16 protein-coding genes are annotated in these 18,291 nt (G+C 52.9%); 6 read left to right on the top strand and 10 right to left on the bottom strand.

Going from position 1 to position 18,291, the window contains the following annotated elements; all coding sequences use genetic code 11:
- Positions 1-216: 216 nt before the first annotated feature.
- From MON40_RS11415 to MON40_RS11395, 5 genes are all read right to left on the bottom strand, one after another.
- A complete protein-coding gene (locus MON40_RS11415; protein ID WP_242925914.1) occupies positions 217-2,985 on the bottom strand; it encodes a DUF4132 domain-containing protein in 2,769 nt (922 codons plus the stop codon).
- Positions 2,933-3,349 (bottom strand): hypothetical protein, encoded by a 417-nt coding sequence (locus tag MON40_RS11410; RefSeq protein ID WP_242925913.1) that lies wholly within the window; start codon positions 3,347-3,349, stop codon positions 2,933-2,935. The genes MON40_RS11415 and MON40_RS11410 overlap by 53 nt, the downstream gene beginning before the upstream one ends.
- Before the next feature lie 162 nt (positions 3,350-3,511).
- Positions 3,512-4,180 carry a DNA alkylation repair protein gene (locus tag MON40_RS11405; protein ID WP_039862723.1) on the bottom strand — a complete coding sequence of 223 codons (669 nt, stop codon included), beginning with the start codon at positions 4,178-4,180 and terminating at the stop codon, positions 3,512-3,514.
- Positions 4,181-4,393: 213 nt separating this feature from the next.
- Positions 4,394-5,539, bottom strand: coding sequence for an FUSC family protein (locus MON40_RS11400; protein WP_003776343.1), 1,146 nt, complete (start codon positions 5,537-5,539; stop codon positions 4,394-4,396).
- 198 nt (positions 5,540-5,737) lie between these two features.
- Positions 5,738-7,165 carry an alanine/glycine:cation symporter family protein gene (locus tag MON40_RS11395; protein WP_039862725.1) on the bottom strand — a complete coding sequence of 476 codons (1,428 nt, stop codon included), beginning with the start codon at positions 7,163-7,165 and terminating at the stop codon, positions 5,738-5,740.
- Positions 7,166-7,567: 402 nt separating this feature from the next.
- Between MON40_RS11395 and MON40_RS11390 the strand changes: the two genes are divergently transcribed.
- From MON40_RS11390 to MON40_RS11375, 4 genes are all read left to right on the top strand, one after another.
- Positions 7,568-8,221 carry a hypothetical protein gene (locus MON40_RS11390; protein ID WP_009310985.1) on the top strand — a complete coding sequence of 218 codons (654 nt, stop codon included), beginning with the start codon at positions 7,568-7,570 and terminating at the stop codon, positions 8,219-8,221.
- A 337-nt stretch (positions 8,222-8,558) separates the two neighbouring features.
- Positions 8,559-9,131: a TMEM165/GDT1 family protein gene (locus tag MON40_RS11385; protein WP_003776349.1), complete on the top strand. Its 573-nt coding sequence runs from the start codon at positions 8,559-8,561 to the stop codon at positions 9,129-9,131.
- A 10-nt stretch (positions 9,132-9,141) separates the two neighbouring features.
- The gene (locus MON40_RS11380) at positions 9,142-9,765 is read left to right on the top strand and encodes a TIGR01621 family pseudouridine synthase (RefSeq protein WP_003776350.1); all 624 of its coding nucleotides are present in this window, start codon (positions 9,142-9,144) and stop codon (positions 9,763-9,765) included.
- Positions 9,762-9,917 (top strand): hypothetical protein, encoded by a 156-nt coding sequence (locus MON40_RS11375; RefSeq protein ID WP_003776352.1) that lies wholly within the window; start codon positions 9,762-9,764, stop codon positions 9,915-9,917. Before MON40_RS11380 ends, MON40_RS11375 begins: the two co-directional genes overlap by 4 nt.
- A gap of 45 nt (positions 9,918-9,962) precedes the next feature.
- Here MON40_RS11375 and argA read toward each other — a convergent pair whose 3' ends face one another.
- The 3 genes from argA to pyrE all read right to left on the bottom strand — a co-directional run bounded on the left by argA (position 9,963) and on the right by pyrE (position 12,505).
- Positions 9,963-11,270: an amino-acid N-acetyltransferase gene (gene argA / locus MON40_RS11370; protein WP_003776354.1), complete on the bottom strand. Its 1,308-nt coding sequence runs from the start codon at positions 11,268-11,270 to the stop codon at positions 9,963-9,965.
- Complete coding sequence (locus tag MON40_RS11365) at positions 11,267-11,752, bottom strand: MJ0042-type zinc finger domain-containing protein (RefSeq protein ID WP_003776356.1); 486 nt, start codon at positions 11,750-11,752, stop codon at positions 11,267-11,269. The genes argA and MON40_RS11365 overlap by 4 nt, the downstream gene beginning before the upstream one ends.
- Positions 11,753-11,863: 111 nt before the next feature.
- On the bottom strand, positions 11,864-12,505 hold the full coding sequence (gene pyrE / locus MON40_RS11360) for an orotate phosphoribosyltransferase (protein ID WP_003776358.1): 642 nt from the start codon (positions 12,503-12,505) through the stop codon (positions 11,864-11,866).
- Positions 12,506-12,809: 304 nt separating this feature from the next.
- Here pyrE and MON40_RS11355 point away from each other — a divergent pair, with 304 nt between their 5' ends.
- Complete coding sequence (locus MON40_RS11355; protein WP_242925912.1) at positions 12,810-13,649, top strand: transferrin-binding protein-like solute binding protein; 840 nt, start codon at positions 12,810-12,812, stop codon at positions 13,647-13,649.
- Between the two features lie 349 nt (positions 13,650-13,998).
- Here MON40_RS11355 and MON40_RS11350 read toward each other — a convergent pair whose 3' ends face one another.
- On the bottom strand, positions 13,999-14,760 hold the full coding sequence (locus tag MON40_RS11350; RefSeq protein ID WP_003759227.1) for an OmpA family protein: 762 nt from the start codon (positions 14,758-14,760) through the stop codon (positions 13,999-14,001).
- Positions 14,761-15,201: 441 nt separating this feature from the next.
- Here MON40_RS11350 and MON40_RS11345 point away from each other — a divergent pair, with 441 nt between their 5' ends.
- Positions 15,202-16,152: a CysB family HTH-type transcriptional regulator gene (locus tag MON40_RS11345; protein WP_003759222.1), complete on the top strand. Its 951-nt coding sequence runs from the start codon at positions 15,202-15,204 to the stop codon at positions 16,150-16,152.
- A 223-nt stretch (positions 16,153-16,375) separates the two neighbouring features.
- Here MON40_RS11345 and MON40_RS11340 read toward each other — a convergent pair whose 3' ends face one another.
- Entirely contained in the window at positions 16,376-18,094 is a 1,719-nt protein-coding gene (locus tag MON40_RS11340) for an ABC transporter ATP-binding protein/permease (RefSeq protein ID WP_039862728.1), read from the bottom strand.
- Positions 18,095-18,291: the final 197 nt, after the last annotated feature.

Genomic DNA, 18,291 nt, shown 5'->3' with positions numbered 1-18,291 from the left:
CTTTTTCAGACAACCTTCGGCAGCAGATATTTAACAAGCGCAGGTCGGCTCAAACCGCAACAAAACGGTCAAATATTCCCAAAATGTTGGGTTTGAACCTGACCTATGCCTTGTGTTCTCGCAGTAGGGCGGTCATGTGTTGCCTACGCGTCCTGTGTTCCCAAACAGCCTGAAACCGCAAGGATGGAGGCATTTGCGTTTTCAGGCTGTCCCAATTTACCGCTGAATCTGCGAGGTAATCGTGCTGTCGGTAATCTTGTCGTCTTCCGCCAGCAGCATGGCTTTGGAGAGGACAACCGAGAGCGTGTTGTCGCCTTCAAACGGGATAAATAGCTTGTCGGATGCGTCTTTTTTGCGGCTGTCGGGCACGATGCAGAGGTATTGGTCGTCCGGCAGCATCAGGATGTTGCTGCTGCCGATGTGGATTTTGTAGGTACGCAGTTTGCCCTGCACGACGAGGAAGTTGCCGTCTATGCGGGCAACCTTGGCGATTTTCAGGCGCGGCAGCAGGGTTTCCAGCACGGCTTTGCGGGTTTTGGCGACTTCGCCCAAATCGCCGAAGGAATAGCTCTGCCAGTAGCTGTAAAAACGCGCCTCTCCGCCGTTGTCTTCCCAAGTCGGGTCGTTGCCTACGCTCGCCACGCCCACAAACAAATCCACGTCACGCAACACTTCGGAAAACACGCGCGGCGGAATATCAATTAAGTCCAGCGCGGTAGCATTGTAATCGTCGTCCAACCGGTGAAAGCGCACTTGGTCGGTACTGACATACTGCCAGATATAGCTTTCCGTCCATGCTTCTTCGCTGTCCACTGCGTTTGCCCAAAATTGGGCGAGCAGGTTGTATTCGGGCAATTCCAACGAGACGGTTGCGTCGTCGCCGCCGTCCCACGCGCCTGCCAGCGAGCCTCTCCAGCCGCGCCCCTTGGCAAGCGTCATGTATTGGTGTTGTTTCAGGATGTGGGCGGCAAAGCGGTTGCTGTATGTTTTGGTGTTGATTTCGGCTTCTGTGAGCAGATAGATTTCACGATATGCCTGTTTCAGCGGCTGGCGGATTTCTTTGTCCAACAGCAGTTGACGCCACTGGGCGATGCTTTGCTGCGTGGCAAGCGCGGGATGCCACAAGCTGATTTGCAGGCAGTCTGAAACATCGGTTTGCGCGCCCGTTTCGTCCACCCATGTTCCGTCCAACCACAATGCAGCGCGACCCTGCGTATCGTTTTCGTCGCGGAAAAACTGCCATATTAGCGGGCGCGTGAGGCAGGACATCAGTCCGTGTTGCCAGTAATACTGTTCGGCGTGTTCCAGCGGTACGCGGTGTTCGGAGCGCATCATCTGGTCCAAGCGGTCGCGTTGGGCGGTGAGCGTGGCGTTAAGGTTTTTCTGTGTAGCTTTAATCTTTTTCAGTTTGTCGGCGTAGTCGGTTTTCACAAAGGCGGGTACGGTCTTCTGCGGAGAGCCGTCGGGTTTGAACCAGCGCAGTTCGGACTTGCCTACGCCCGTTACCGCCAGACGGCAGGTGTAGCCGCCGAAGTCGTAGTCACGGCAGCCTTCCTGCAAGCCGAAGCTGTCCACCGCCATGTCTTCGATTTCGTTGCGGGATACGCCTCGCTGCGCAGCGGCTTCGTCCAAATATTTGGCAATCGCGCTCTGCACGTTGCTGAACTTAATCCGCAGGCGCAGGCGTGAAAGGCAGGCAATGCCGTCCAACCCTTTGGAGCGGAACAGCGCGTAGAAACAGGCGTTGCCCACGGAAGCATAGCGCGCGCCGAGATTGGGGATTTTGTCGTATGAATGCAGCGCAAGTTGGGTAAGAGCGGACAGGGTGGCGCTGTCGTGGAAATGGCTGCACATCCACACCAGCCCTTTGAGCACGGTCTGGTTGACGCTGCAAACAGGCAGGACATGGGTGTCGTAGTTGTATGAGCCGCCTCTGTATTCGTGGGTAAAGGTTTCAATACGTACTTCTTCATTACCGTAGACAAATTCTATCCAGCCGTGCAGCATCTTTTTGAACCTGTCCGCCCCCAGAGTGTCAATCAGCGTTTTGGCTTCTTTCAGGTATTTCTCGCTTGGCTTGCCCGCATTGGCGGATAGGGCAAGCGCAATGATCTTGCTCCATACGTCCTGCTGTTCCGGTGGCAGCGCGGCAAGCTGCGGATTGGCGTACTGGGCAAGCTCGTCGTCTTGGGCGGGGAAGCAGGCTTCAGCAGAACCGCCTGCCAGTTCCGCCAGAGCGGCAAGGTTGGCGGTAGCGGCTTTCTTGTCCCACAGGTGTTCCGCAAAGATGCGGTAACGGTCGCAGGCGTTTTTCAGGCATTCCGAAAGCGTTTCGCTCGGATTGGGAAACTGTTTTTTGATTTGGTTGATCAGATATTTGAGCGGATAGTCATCTGCCTGTCGTTCGGACAGCCCGTTGTCGTCCAGCATGGCGGCAAAAATGCGCTGCACATCCTGCTCTGTCATCGGCAGCGTTTTGCGCGCTAGAGCCATCGCCACCGCCGCACGGGTGGTGCCGTAATTGTGTATCCTGTCACTGCCTTTGTTGTTAAAAACTTTATTTCGCCCCCAGCCGCGTATCAAATCAATGCAGTGGATAAGGAAATCGACACGGTATTCGGGAGCGGCTTTCTCCACTTCGGCAAAGCTGGGGCAGAGTTTCAGATTTATCGTGTCGTATTCGTTCAAACATTTTTGGCGCCATTCCTTTTGCAGTACGTCGAGAAGCTGATTGAACTCGGCACGGCGACTGTCGGAAATCTGCACGGTTTGGTTTTGGATCATGGGACTTTCCTTGCGTATCAATGTGTTGGTTATTTCGCTGCAAAGGCGGACAACGTCGGTAAGGGTTTTCTTGTCCGCACTATTCAGGCTGTATCGGGTGGTTTCGGCAAAGGCGCGGTAGCGTTTTGCGCGGCGGTTTTCAGATTGCTTATCCGCCCACCAGCGGCGTGAGTTTGATGAAATTGACGACCAGTCCGTCATGCAGGTACACCATGTCGTCCAACGTTTCCAGTTGGCGGTTGTCGGCAAGGATGAAAAACGCGTTTTGTTCAAAAGCTTTTAGGGCAACGGCGATTTGCTTTTCCGCGTCCACGGGCTGCGGATTTGCCCCCTTTTTGCCGCGCGATTCCTGAATTACGATGTCGCCGCGATCGGTGGGGATGACGAGGCTGTGGCGCAGCAGGGCATCAGCGGCGCGGTCGTTGTAGGCGGCGACTTCCTGTCGCACGCGTTCGGCAATCAGCTCCGCCGCGCTGATGTGGTTGGTGCGGAACTTCAAAAACAGTTCGTGCAGCACTTTGCCGGCGAGGTTTTGGTCTTGGATGGTGATGGTAGCTGCAATCATGGATGACTCCTCCAAACAGAAAACAAATGAATCATACTGTTTTTTGGGCGTTTCAGGCAGCCTGAAACAAAACATCCTGCACTTTGATAGAGGTAAGTGCAGGATGATATTTACATTTTAGTTATGTAGGAACTTTGTTTAACTTCGTTGAAGCTCACGTTTTCAGACGACCTTTGGCGGCAAATATTTACTTGCTTCGCGCAAGCTCAGTTTGGCCATTTTGTGCCGGTGTCGGTTGATAAAGCCTTGTACCCATTCGGGGTTGGTTTTGCTGTAATCGCGCAATGCCCAGCCGATGGCTTTGTTGATGAAAAATTCTTTTTGCCCCAGATTGTTGCAGATGATTTTTTCCAGCAGCGCGGTGTCGGTGTGCTGTTTGCGGAGCAGTTGGTGGTCGATGGCGACGCGGCGCAGCCAGATGTTGTCGTCCGTACTCCATGCCAATAGGACGGTGTTGACTTCGGTGTAGCGCAGGGCAATGTCGCCGACAATACGATCGAGTACGTCGGCGCTGTCCCACCATGATTTTTCGGTAATCAGCGTTTGCAAGCGCGGGATGTCCTGCGGGGTCAGGCGCTGCTGCATTTTTTTCAGGTATTCGAGCGCGGCGTATTGCAATTCGCGGTTCGGGTCGTCCCAGCAGCGGCGCACGAAATCCCAATCGACCGGCTGTTTGGCGGCGCCTTTGAAAAACGGGCTGCACAGGCGGGCAAGCTGGGGTTTGCCGATGCCGAAATAGGTAAAGCGGTGTTTCATGTATGCCTGCATCGGCACGGCGCGTTCGAGGTTGGCGTGTTGTTGCAGGACGGCGAGCAGGGCGGGGTAGTCCATACGTTTTTCCTTTTTGCAGGAGATGGCAGGGTTTGGGGTCGTCTGAAATCTTGGTCTTTGTTCTGCTTCCCTTTCGCCGCGCTGGTTTTTTTGCGGAAACATTTTCATCCTAAATGTGGGTGCAGCGCTTCTCGAAAAATCTTGGCGGGTTGTCTGGCTGAATCTGTTTTCTGTTTTTCTTTGATATGGCGGGTTTTTTGAAAGGATTTGTTTTCAGACGACCTCTTCTTCCAAATCGCCTTCGCGGGTTTCGCGCAGGTGTTCGCGCAGGCGTTGGAGTTCGTGTTTGTCCAGCCACTTGCGGCGGCTGCGTTGCAGGAGGATGACGAGTGCGGAGATTTCGTTGCGCATATTGGTGCTGAGCCAGAGGAAGCCCTGCCATTCGTAATGGAGGCGGGCGGCGAGTTTGCCCAGCTCGGGATTGATGGAGGTGTCGATGCGGATGCGGCGGGCGTAGTGGCCTTTGATGAGGCGGACGGTCAGGCGCAGGTCGCGTTGGAGGCGGTTGAAATGGCGGTCGAGGAGGCGGATTTCGTGTTCGTTGAGTGTGGGGGCTTGCAGCTTGGCGGCAGTAGTGAGGAGCAGCTCGGTGGTGTTGACGATTTTGCGGTGGGCGTGCTGCATGGCTTCCATCATGGCGGGGCTGATGTGGCTTTCGCCCGATGTGGCGGCGAGGTGGCTGCGGCTTTTGACCATGCGGGCGTTGATTTGGCGCATTTTGACCATGTTTTGCTCCAGCCGCTCGCGGGTCATGCGTTTGCCGTTGCTGATTTCGGCAATCATTTTGCCGCATTCGGTCAGGTTGTCGGCAAGCATGAACCGCCACATGAGCGTGGAACGAAGGGGGAGGAGTTTGGCGGAGACAATGGCGATGGCAGCGCCGATGAGGACGTTCATGGCACGCATGAGGCCGCTGTCGAGCCAGTTGTTGCTGTTGTCGCCGATAAGCATGCACATGGTCAGTCCGGCAAGCATGGGGACGTAGCCGTTTTTGCCGACCGCCCCCCAACCTGCGGCCGCGCTGGCGGTACCGACGGTCAGGTAAAAGAGGATGCCGCCGTGGAAGTAGTGTTGGTTGAGCCACAACAGGGTCAGGCCCGCGCCCAAACCGATGACGGTACCGAGCATGCGTTCGACGGCTTTGGAGTAAATCGCGCCTTGAAATTGGAGCATGCCGAGTACGACGAATACGGTCATGCCTATCCATTCTCCGTGTTGGAGGTGGAGGAGTTTGGCGAGCAGGGTGGCAAACAGTACGGCCAGTCCGAGCCGGACGGCGTGTATGTGGCGGCGGTAGCGGTAGCGTTCGTAGGAGTTGAGCCAGCGTTTGACGAAGCGTTCGCGTTGTGAGGCGTTCATGATTGGGGCTATCTTGTTGAGATTTTTGGGTTTATCGGGCGGTATTGTAACGGGAATCGATAGGGAGATATAGGTTTCTGAATAAAGGATTTTCGGCAGGGCTGAAACGGATTGGTTTGGGGAGATTCGGTAAAAGGCAAAAGGTCGTCTGAAACGCTGTATGCTGTTTCAGACGACCTTTTTAACCGGGCTATGGGTTTACCAAATATCGGATTTGATTTTGCGTTTCAAGCCTGGATGTTCGGAAAGTTTAAAGACGGGGTCTTTGCCCATTTTCAGTTTCGCCGTGTAGTCCCTCAACAGCAGGAAGGCAAGCGGAGAGAGGATCAGGATGGCGACCAGGTTAATCCATGCCATCGTACCCATCGCCATATCCGCCATATCCCAAACCAGCGGCACGTTGGCGACTGCGCCGAAATACACCCAGCCCAAAACGAGCATACGGAAAAGGGCGGTCAACAGCCAATGGTTTTTGATGAACTGCACATTGGACTCGGCATAGGCATAGTTGCCGATGACGGTAGAGAAGGCAAACATAAACAGAATGATTGCTAAGAAGTCTGCGCCCCATGCACCGACTTGGCTGATAATCGCTGCTTGGGTCAGCTCTGCGCCGTTCAAATTGCCGTAAGGTTGTTGGTAAACCAAAACGATAAACGCCGTGCAGGAACATACGATAATCGTATCGACGAATACGCCCAGCATTTGAATCATACCTTGGGAAACAGGGTGTTTGACTTCGGCTGCCGCTGCGGCGTTAGGTGCAGAACCTTGACCTGCTTCATTGGAATACAGGCCGCGTTTGATACCGATCATCATGGTTTGCGAAATCAAGCCGCCGAGCAGGCCGCCGCCGGCTGCTTCAAAGTTGAACGCGCTGTCAAAAATCTGACCGAAGACGTGGGGAATCAGGCTGATGTTGGTAATGATGATGTAGAGTGCCATCAGCAGATATAAAGTCGCCATCAGCGGGACAAGCATTTCGGCAAAGCGGGAAACGCGGCGGATACCGCCGAAAATAATCGGCGCAGTCATGATGACCAATGCGACGCCGACCGCATGTTCGTCCCAGCCCCACGCGGCTTTGGCGGTTACGGCGATGGTGTTGGTTTGAACGGCTTCATAAACGAATCCGAAGCAGAAAATCAGGCTCAATGCAAATACGATGCCCAACCATTTTTGACCCAAGCCTTGGGTAATATAGTAAGCAGGACCGCCGCGGAAATGATGGTTGTCGTAATCGCGGATTTTGAACAACTGCGCCAGTGAAGATTCGACAAAAGCCGAACTCATACCGATCAATGCGGTGATCCACATCCAAAATACCGCGCCCGGACCGCCGCTGCTGATGGCAATCGCTACGCCCGCGATGTTGCCCACGCCCACGCGGCTGGCAAGTCCGGTAACGAAAGCCTGAAACGGCGTAATACCGTGCGGATCATCGCCTTGTTGGCGGCCGCCGAGCATCTCTTTGATACTGCGTCCGAGCAGGCGGAATTGTACGAAACCGGTGGCAACTGTGAAAAACAGCCCTGCACCCAGCAGGACATACACCAGCCCTGTCCACATCGGATCATTGATTTTCTGAACCAATTGGTGCAGCGATTCGGTAAAGTTGTTATCCATAAAAACCTTTCTGAGTTTGAATGACGGACGGTTTGCCGCCGTTCGGAAGTAGTGCATTGTAACAGACTGTCAACAAATTGAAAAAGTTTTATATCGGCGTGAAATAATGTATCTAATTGGTTGATATTCAATAATTAAAATCCTTGATTGGGGGCGGGTGAGGCCGGATCCGCTTTCCTGTACGAAGCGGACAAATGCCTGAAAGAGGTCGTCTGAAAACGGGTTGGGCCTGTCTCGGAACCGGGTGCAAAGTGCCGTATATTTCCCAACTGTTACCGCTTGTTATTCAATTGCGCCGAAAAATACGGTTTACGTTAGAATGCCACCCGAAATTCCGGCTGTATGGCGATAAACGCGGCAGTCCGGTTCCAGACGACCTTTGTGCCACAAACAGGAAAATCTATGCATGCTACGATTCAAAGCCGTTTCGCGCCGATTTTATACGTCGTAATATTTTTTGCGGGCTTTCTGACCGCCTGCCTTTGGTTTAACCCCAAAGACTATCTTGCTGATTTGGCGCCCGTTGTTGCCGCGGTTTGCGCCGTTGCGCTGGTGTGGTTGGCATGGACGGCGGTTTCAGTCATTGCGCGGAAAAAGAACGAATGGCTGCGCAGGGAAAAGTTGATACAGCAGGAAAAAGTCCATCCCGTCTTGCATGCTTCCCTGCAAAGCGTGGAAGAACAGCCGGAGATGCTGGCATTGACTATCCGCAACCACGGCAAAGGCATGGCGAAAAACATCCGCCTGCAAGTGTCGTCCGTGTCCGATAAAGCGGCGGAACGCGCTATCGTTGAAGCGGTCAGCAAATTGGTCATCGTTGGCGACGGCTTGGATATGCTGGCTTCGGGAGAAGTGTACGGCAGCGTCTTTGGCGATATCCGCGAGCTGTCGGCAAGTCTGCCGGAGAAAAAATTCGGCGGCATCATGAAGCTTGTCATGACGTATTGCAATGTGTTCGGCGAAACCTGTATCTCCGAAACATCTTTGGATTTGAGCCTGCTCAACGCGGTGGAGCTGTCCGAAGCCGAACACAAACCCAGCAAATTATTGTATTGATGCTGGCTGAGTCTGACACCAAAGGTCGTCTGAAACGCATTTTTGTGAAGCAGGTAAAAATAGCTTCTGGAAAGTGAAAGCCGTTTCAGACGACCTTTATGATTGTCTTTACGTGCCAACCTCTTTATAATGCGCACACTCTTACGGGAGTAGCCATCTGATTTTCACTGACAATCAGAGCCGTTATCAACATAATTGACCGAGTTCGACAAAGATCGGTCATGGTGGCGGCATCTTCCTGACAACAGGGAGACAGGCAAGACGTAAGCGTTGTCCATACCCTTGCGGGCGGTATGTGCAACGCTTTTTGTTTTTGCCCGCTTCGGTTGAGTATCTTATGGAAGCATTTTTCTCTTCAATACTGGGCGTTGCCATTGCCGAAATCGGCGATAAAACGCAACTGCTCGCCCTTTTCCTTGCTGCACGTTTCGCCCAGAAAAACGCGGTAGTCTCCGGCATCTTCATTGCCACTTTGCTGAATCATTTGGTCTCCGCATTTGTCGGCGTATGGCTGGCGGAAACCGTTTCCCCCGATACCGTCAAATGGGCGGTCGGCATCAGCTTCATCGCGGTCGGTTTGTGGCTGCTCCTGCCTGATAAAGATGAAAATCCCGACAGCCGTTGGCTCAAATACGGCGCGTTCGGGGCGACGGTTTTTCTGTTTTTCATGGCGGAAATCGGCGACAAAACCCAAATCGCCACGGTCTTGCTGGCGGCAAAATACCAATCCTTATCCATGGTCGTACTCGGCAGCGTTGCCGGATTGATGTTGGCAACTGTCCCCGTGGTTTATCTGGGCGATATGCTCATAAAAAAAATCCCCGCCAAAGCCGTGCGGATTTCCGCCTGCGTACTGTTTTGCGTATTGGGCGTCATCACTTTGGCGGGCGACGGCATTATGTTGAAATAGGTCGTCTGAAATGTGGGAAATCTTATTCAGACATCCGGATTTTGTTGCCGTCAACAAACCTTGCGGCGTATCCGTGCATCAGGAAGAGGGCGCAGTCAGCCTGACGCAGACGCTGGCGGCGCAGCTCGGTCTTGAGCAGGTTTGGCTGCTGCACCGCTTGGATAAGCTGACCAGCGGCGTGCTGCTGTTTGCACTGAACCCGCAAAGCGCGTCGGAGTTGGCGCAGCAGTTTGCCGCCAAAACCATGCGTAAAACTTATTTGGCGCTGGCAACGGACAAGCCGTCTAAGAAGCAAGGTTGGATCAAAGGCGATATGGAAAAATCGCGGCGCGGCACATGGAAACTGACGCGCGGCATGGAAAATCCCGCCGTGACCGAATTTGGCAGTCATAGTTTAGAACCCGGCCTGCGCCTGTTCGTCCTGCATCCGCATACGGGTAAAACCCATCAACTCCGTGTCGCCATGAAAAGCTTGGGCAGCCCAATTTTGGGCGATACGCTCTACGGCGGGAAGCCTGCATCGAGGATGTTCCTCCATGCGTGGAAAATCAAATTCGACTATCAAGGTCAGACGTTTGAAATTGTCGCGCCGTTGAGTGAGGAATGGCCGTTTAGGAATATAGATTTTTTGTGAACATCAAGCCGCCTGAAAACCTGCTGCAACAGCGTTTTCTTTTTAGTTTTTCAAAACGTAAGCCTGACGGTTTGTCGTCTTCTCTTCATGAAAGAGGGCGGCAAGCCGTCAGGCTTATTTTTTCAGTCATGTTTGATGTTTGGGCGCGTTAAACAAGGTCGTCGGCAGTTTCAGACGACCTTGGGTTTAAATCCCGTTTAGGCTAATTCTCGGACGAACACTTGCGAATTGCGGCCGTTGGCGAGGTAGTCGCGGCGGCGTTCTTCGGGTAATGCGTCGGGAGAGGTCGTCTGAAAACCGCGTTCGGCAAACCATTCGCCTGTGTGGGTGGAGAGGGCGAACAGGCGGCGGATGCCCATGGCGCGGGCTTTTTGGAAGAGGTGGTCGAGCAGCATTTCACCGTAGCCGCCGTCGCGGGCTTCGGGGGAGACGACGAGGCAGGCGAGTTCGCCGATTTCGGGGGCGTCGAAAGTTTTGAGGGCGACGCAGCCGTAGATGTTGCGGTCGTGTTCGAGGACGGAGAAGCCGGAGATGTGGTTTTCGAGATATTCGCGGCTGCGGTGCAACAGGATGCCTTGTTCTTCCAGCGGGCGTATCAGGGCGATGATGCGGGGGATGTCGCGGCTGTGGGCTTGGCGGATGGAGACGAAGGAATCGCGGGCGATGGCGGTGCCGCAGCCTTCGCGGGTGAAGAGTTCGCGCAACAGTCCGCCGTCTTCGCGCCCGCTGAGGATTTGTACGCGGCTGACGCCGTTTTCGACGGCGTTGACGGCGGCTTGAAGCAGGCGCACGGGGACGTTGTGTGCGGTTTCTATCAGGTGGCGGACTTCGCCTGAGGACAGGGTGGACATGAGGATGCCGTCGGCGTTGCAAATGCCGGCTTCTTCGGTCAGGTACACGAGTTTTTCGGCTTGAAGGGCGACGGCGACGGCTTCGGCGGCTTCGCTCATGCTGAGGTTGAAGGTTTTGCCGCCGTAGGAGTGTCCGAGCGGGCTGATTAGGACGATAGCGCCATCGTCGAGGCGGCGGTTGATGGAGTCTGTGTCGGTTTTGCGGACGATGCCGGTGTAGCCCATATCTATGCCGTCAATGACACCGAGCGGACGGGCAGTGAGAAAATTACCTGAAGCGGTGGGAATCGGTTTGTTGCGCAAGGGGGCGGATGCGCTGCTGCACAGGGCGGCTTCGATGTCGCTGCGTATCATGCCGACTGCCTGCTTGGCGTCGCGCAGGGTGGCATCATCGGTAATGCGGCGGTTGCGGTGGTATTGCGGAACGAATTGTCTGTCGGCGGCGAGGCAGTTGAGGAAATGGCGCGTGCCGTGTACCAATACGAGCCGCACGCCCAATCCGGCAAGCAGGTGGAAATCGGCGGCGAGCCGGTTCAGGGTGTCGCCTTCGAGCAGGCTGTCGGTAATGCCGATAACCAGTGTTTTGCCGCGCAGGTAGTGGATATAGGGCGCGGCTTCGCGAAAATCGGCGACAAAGCCCGGAGATGTGTTCATAGCAAGACCAGATAGAAAAGCTGCATGATGAGGACGGTCAGCGCAACCAGTACCGCCAGCGTCCAGTTGAAGCCTTCTTCGGATTTGGCGGGTTTGGCAGCGGCTGCCGCCATCAGGGCTTGGAATTCTTCAGTCCGCCGTTTTTCTTCTTCTACACGACGCTTTTCCTCTTCGGTACGCCGTGCCGCCTCTTCTTTGGCTTTTTTGGCACGTTCGGCGCTGTCGAGCAAGCTGGCGATTTCGTGGCGGGAGAGTTGTTTGCGGTTGCGGATGTTGCCGCCCATGTCGTGTACGAGGCGAACGTCGGTAACGGCGTTGGGCAGCGTGTCGGGATTGGCGGGTGCGGAAGACGGCGCCAGGCTGTCTTTGGCTTTGAACAGGCCTTCGCATTTATTGCAAACGACAAAGCCTTGTGCGACGTTGAGCTGGGTGTCTTTGACCCAAAGTGAGGTTTTGCAGTGTGGGCAGATACAGGCGGGCATAGGGGTTTTCCGTGTAAAGTGTGGAATGTGTTGTTTTAATGTGTGTTTGATTGGATTGGGTCGTCTGAAAAGGGATTGTCCGTTTTCAGACGACCTTTTGTTTATCGGATTTTAGGCAACGCCGTAGCGTTCGCGGTAGGCTCCGACCGGCTCGAGGAAGCCGCCGAATTCCGCGTTGTTTTGCAGGAGCGTGAACAAGTCGTTCAGATTGGCAATGGCGACGACGGGCAAGCCGTATTGTTTTTCCACTTCCTGAACGGCGGACAATTCGCCCGTACCTTTTTCCATACGGTCGAGCGCGATGGCGACGGCGGCGGGCGTTGCACCTTCCGCTTCAATCAGTTTGACCGATTCGCGCACAGATGTTCCCGCAGAAATTACGTCGTCGATAATCAATACGCGGCCTTTGAGCGGCGCACCGACCAACACACCGCCTTCGCCGTGGTCTTTCGCTTCTTTGCGATTGTAGGCAAACGGCACGTTCACGCCTTTTTCCGCCAGCATCATCGCCGTCGCCGCCGCCAAAATAATGCCTTTGTAAGCCGGGCCGAACAGCATGTCGAATTTTACGCCGCTCTCGATAATCGCCTGCGCATAAAACTTCGCCAGTTGCAGCGTCGATGCGCCGTCGTTAAACAGTCCGGCGTTGAAAAAATAAGGCGACTGACGGCCTGCCTTGGTTGTGAATTCACCGAATTTCAATACATTCTGCGCCAGCGCAAACTTGAGGAAATCTTGACGGAAATCGGACATTTTGCTTCTTTCAAAAGATATTGATTTATAAAGGAAGAGATTATAAAGGATTCATGAGGAAAATGCAGGTCGTCTGAAAAAGTGAGTTGATTTTATGTGTTTCCTGCCAATAAATTGTTAACTTAGTCATAATTTAGTTATATTTTGTTTGTAAATTTACTTGAATTAACTATTACATATGGGTCGGCTTACCTTTTTAGTATAAAATGTCTAAGTCATTGATTCAGGTGCATCGCAAGCACAATCAAGACTTGTTCCCGAATACAGAAACTTCGAGATTCAATTTAAAAAAGGATGATACGACATGAAAAAAGTACTTGCATTGATTTGTACAGCAACTTTGGCTGCCTGCGGAGGCGGGGGTGGCGGTGGAAATTCCACTCCATCTTCACAATCTACGCCTAACGCAGGTCCAAGCAACCCATCAACGTCGCAGAAGCCTGCAACTCCCCCATCAACGACAACTCCTGCAAAACCTGAGACGGGTAAAACGCCGACTACTCCTAAAACGCCTACCGCTCCTAAAACTCCTGCTACTCCGACGGTTCCTACCGCCGCACAGCAAACAGTTGGCGGTAATAGCATTGCCATCGATAATAGCAACATCAAACACATCCGCGTTGACGGTGTGGATTTCGACTTGACCCAAAGCGGCGGTATTTCTTTGAATAATTGGAAAGGCAAAGTTCCTGGTTTCATTTCAGGAATTGCATCCGGCGAGCCGAAATCCGTACAGAAATTCTTGGTCAATACCGCTTCAGCAAACGCTACTGCCGGCGTGTTGGAAGTTAACGGCAAAAAACAAGCTTTCTTCAGCGGACACTTTACGCCCGCAGCCGAGCTGCCTAAAGGACAAGTTCATTACAGCACCAGCGTTGCCTCTATGCATAGCGGCGCAAATTACGATATTACCCGCACAGAGTTGACTGCCAATTTTGACAGTAAAAAATTAACAGGCACTATCTCTCGTGATGCTAAATTTGGCGACAACATTGCTGTTAATGCCCAAATTAGCGGCAACAAGTTTGAACAATCCGGTGCGACCCAAGTCAAAGGCGGTTTCTTTGGCAAAAATGCAGCGGAAGTTGCAGGCGGATTCTCTAGCGGCAATACGGTAGGCGCATTCGTCGGCTCGAAGAAATAATCTTCCGGTAAACGGTATTGCAAATAAAGGTCGTCTGAAAACAGGTTTTCTGGTTTCAGACGACCTTTTGCTTTTGTACGCTTTTTAATTTTTTGTATTTGGCTATTATCTGTGTCAAATGGTGACGGCGATATATGGCAGGTTGATACCGAAATTCTCAGCTTCTATCAGATAGATTGATCGAGAAGAGGTAGAAAAGGATTCATGAGGAAAATCTAGGTCGTCTGAAGGGGAAGTTGTGGCAAAGTTAAAAGAAGCCAAATCTCGATTTTTCAGACGACCTTTGTATCAACGTTAATCCGACAAAATAAAAACCCCGCAGGGAAGCGGGGTTTCTGGGATGTTTCGATTAAGGCTTAGCGTAGCCGTGTACGCCGTTGTATGGAGAAGGAATCCAGCCTTCATCCACTGCCGGACGTTCGCCTTGACCTTCAATTGTTTGACCCGGAGCAACTTGTTTGGTAACAGTGCTGCGGATTTTCACATCAACGCGACGGTCAGGCTCGATACATGCGATCAAAGCAGCGCGTTTTTTGGCTTTGGATACTTTTTTGCCCAGTTTTGCTACTTCTGCTTCACAAGTAGCAGTCATTTGAGCTTGAGACTCGCCAAGACCTGTAGCGGAAACTTTGCTGGAAGGAACGCCACGACCTACCAAGTAGTTGGCAACTACGTTGGCACGACGCTCAGACAGGTTTTGGTTGTACTCTTCAGAACCCATGAAGTCGGTATGACCTTCGATACGTACGGTTTGTACGTTTTCGTTGCTCAGGCGTTGAGCCAGGCTGTTCAGGTTTTCTTGAGCTTCAGGACGCAGGATGTCTTTGTCGAAGCCGAACAGGGTTTTCGCAGACAGGGAAACAGTTTCGTCAACGTATTCGGGAGCTTGTTGAACTGCGGCTACCGCTTCGCGGTCACCACATTCGACACGACCTTGGGTTTCTTTGTCGAAGTAGCTGTTTTTCCAGCACTCGCCGTAGTTGTTACGGACGACTTCTTGAGATTGGCTGCTTACGGTGTAGCCGTGTTTGGTGTGCGCTTCACTTGCCATTGCAGTGCCTGAAGCAACCAATGCAACGAACAATGCGCTTAATTTCAGCTGTTTGGTCATTTTATTCCCTCATCAAAATTGTTATGCGGCGGATACAGGAAGCAGCCGCAGCAAATTACCAATATACAGGCCGCAGCATAAAACAGCGGCAAATCGGATATATCAGTTTGCACTATAAAGAAGCATGGCACAGACTGTCAATACTCGATGCCTTGATAAAAACATGAAACTGCTTGCCTCCTAATGGTGAATCATGCCTAAAAATCAAGCTTGTGTCATTTATTTATCAGGAAATTCGGGTCTGTTTCCATTTGCAGTTGCGGAAACGCAACAAGAGTTTGCGTGCTGTAAAGACGGTTTTCATAGTTTATATGTATAGTTTTATTGAAAACAAAAGCTTCCTTGTGTGTTTTTTGGATGTCCGACAAATCCGGCAAAATATGTTAAATTATGTGCCGCTTGTCGTATAAAACATACAAACACAATACAACCGGACTACCTATGAAATTACAGCAATTGCGGTATGCGTTGGAGGTGTACCGCCATAATTTGAATGTATCTGAGGCTGCGGATGCGCTATTTACTTCGCAACCGGGTATTTCCAAGCAAATCCGCCTTTTGGAAGAAGAACTGGGGGTGCAGATTTTTATACGCAGCGGCAAGCGTGTGGTGTCTGTTTCCCAGCCGGGTAAGGCGGTGTTGGAAATTTCGGAACGGATTTTGCGAGATGTCCAAAATATTAAGAATATCGGCAGCGAGTTTACCGATCACGACAGCGGTGCTCTGACGATTGCGACGACGCATACGCAGGCACGCTATGCGCTGCCTTTGATTGTGGCGGATTTTGTGAAGCGTTATCCGAGGGTCAATCTGACGATCAAGCAGGGGAGTCCTGCTGCTATTGCGCAAATGGTCAGCAATGGCGAGGCGGATATTGCGATTGTGACGGAGCGGATTGACGATCATCCCGAACTGAGCAAGTTGACGTGTGATGAATGGAACCATGCGGTCATCGTGCCGAAAGAGCATCCTTTGTTGGAATGTATGAATCCTTTAAGTATTGAGGATTTGGCTTCGTTTCCTTTGATTACTTACGAATTTGCATTTAATCAGGGCAGCAGTATTGCGCGTGCTTTTAATAAGGCGCATTTGGATAATCCGGATGTGGTGTTGTCGGCAGCGGATACGGATGTCTTGAAGACTTATGTCCGACTGGGGCTTGGGGTCGGGTTGATGGCGAAGATGGCATTTGATCCGGAGAAGGATGCGGATTTGGAATTGGTCGATGCTGCGCATCTGTTTGAGCCTTCGCCCATTTGGATTGCAGTACGCTCGGATACTTATCTTCGCGGTTATACCTACGATTTTATCGAAATGTTCTCGCCGAAGCTGACGCGGGATGTGGTAGACCGTATTCTTTATACGCCGGTGGTCGAAGATTTCTCTATTTGATTTTGGATATGGCAAGAGGTCGTCTGAAAAGCAGAAATGTTTTTCAGACGACCTTTTTTAGTGCGGTTGATATTGGCCGGGTGCTTTGAAATTCAATGTCTTAAGCGAAGGTAAAAAACTGCGGACAAAAAAACGCCTCCTGCCGGGAGCTGGCGGAGGCTATCCAAGGAGTTTTAAAAGTAACCCTAAAGAACTATGAAACTAGTCAGAAAGAACTATATTACTAATCTGAACGGTTTGCAAGTTCGCCAAGTGGTTTTAAATTAACTTTACGTCCGAACAAGGCTTGGATTTCGGGTTGATGGCTGATACCGATGACGAGGGTGTCGGGAAGGTTTTGCTTGAGAACCTGCATCAGCGTCAATGCGGATTCGCCGTCGAGCTGGTTGGTGGCTTCGTCGAGGAACAGGATTTGCGGTTTGTGCAGCAGCGCGCGGGCGAGGCTGAGGCGTTGCTGTTCGCCGCCGGAAAGGATGCCGTGCCATTCGTATGGTTCGTCTAAATTATCTTTCAGGCGGCCTAGTCCGACTTGTTCCAAGGTCGTCTGAATAAGTCGGTCGTCTTGGCAGGCGGGGTGGGGATAGCTGACGGTGTGGCGCAGGGTGTCGGCGGGGAGGTAGGGGCGTTGGGGCAGGAAGAGGAGGCTGCCGTCGAGGGCGAAGCTGCCTTGGTAATACGGCCACAAGCCTGCGAGGGCGCGCAGCAGGGTGGATTTGCCGATACCGCTTCTGCCTTCGAGCAACACCCATTCGGGGGCGTGGGCTTCGAGGTTGATGTCGGTGAGCAGTGGGCTACCGGTTTGGGTGTGGACGGTAAGGTTTTGCAGGACGAGGATGCCGCTTTGGCGGTGGTTGTTTAAAGTCAGGGCGGGTGCGGACGTTGGGTGGGCGGCGCTTCTGCCTTCCTGCTCTACTTGTTCCAATGCCGTCTGAAAACCGGAGAGGCGTTCTACGACTGCCGCCCATTCGATGAGGCGGCGGTAGGAGTCGGTAAACCAGCCGAAGCTGTCTTGGACGCGGGCAAACGATGTGCGGGTCTGCATCATGTCGCCGAAGGTCATGGTTTTGGCGAGGTACATGGGCAGGGTGGCGAGGATGGGGATGAAGATGCTGATGCGGACATAGGCCGCCCAGAAGGTTTCTTGGCGGAATTCGCAGTTGGTGAGCCGCCGCCAGTTGTCGCGGATGCGGAGGTAGCGTTGTTTCAGACGACCTGTTTCGGCTTCGCCGCCGTTGTAGAAGGCGATTTGTTCGGCGTGGTCGCGCACGCGCAGGAGGGCGGCGCGGTAGTCGGCTTCGCGGTGCTGACGGTCGATGTTGAGATTTTTGAGTTTGCGGCCGACGAGGTGGGCAATCAGGGTGCTGATGACGGAATAAATCAGGGCAACCCAGACGAGGTAGCCGTGTATGGTGATGTCGCGTCCGCCGATGTTGAAGGTCTGCACGCCGGAGAGCGTCCACAATACGGCGACGAATGCGCTGAATTTGGCAATATTATTGATGAAGGAGCGAAAGAGGCTGATGCTTTTGTCGGCGAGGAGGTAGATGTCTTCGGCGATGCGCTGGTCGGGGTTGTCGGGTTCACCGGTCAGGCGCAGGCGGTAGTGTTTGTGGCCTTCGAGCCAGTTTTGCTGGAATTGTTCGGTCAGGTGGGTGCGCCAGCGGAAGATGAGGCGTTTTTGCAGCCAGTCGCCGCAGACGATGCAGCCGATAATCATCGCCATGTAACCGAGGTATTCGACGATGAGCGAAGGCATGGACGCGCCGTCAAACGCGGCGAGCGCGTCGTAGAAGCGTTTGTCCCACGCAGCAATCCAAACGCTGATGGTGATGGAACAAAGGGTGAAGCCGATGAGGATGGCGAGCATCAACCATTGGATGCGCCCGTGCGCCCCCGTCCAAAAGGGGCGGGCGAGTCGGGAGAATTTTTTGAGGATGTTCATGGATGGTGTGTTGGTACAAATAACGGGAGGTCGTCTGAAAATCTGCATTGGTGGGATAACGGCATCAGACACGCTATCCGACGCTTTTGTTTCCTGCCGGTTTTCAGACGACGGTTTGCAGTGGTTCAAATAAAAATACCGATGCCGTCATGTCGGGATGGGCAGCATGGCGGCAGGACGGGAGGTCGTCTGAAAGC

This window comes from Neisseria macacae ATCC 33926 (genome assembly GCF_022749495.1).
In the GTDB taxonomy this organism is placed as follows: domain Bacteria; phylum Pseudomonadota; class Gammaproteobacteria; order Burkholderiales; family Neisseriaceae; genus Neisseria; species Neisseria macacae.
Note: the sequence above shows the minus strand (reverse complement) of the source record. Positions and strands in the feature narration are given on the sequence as shown.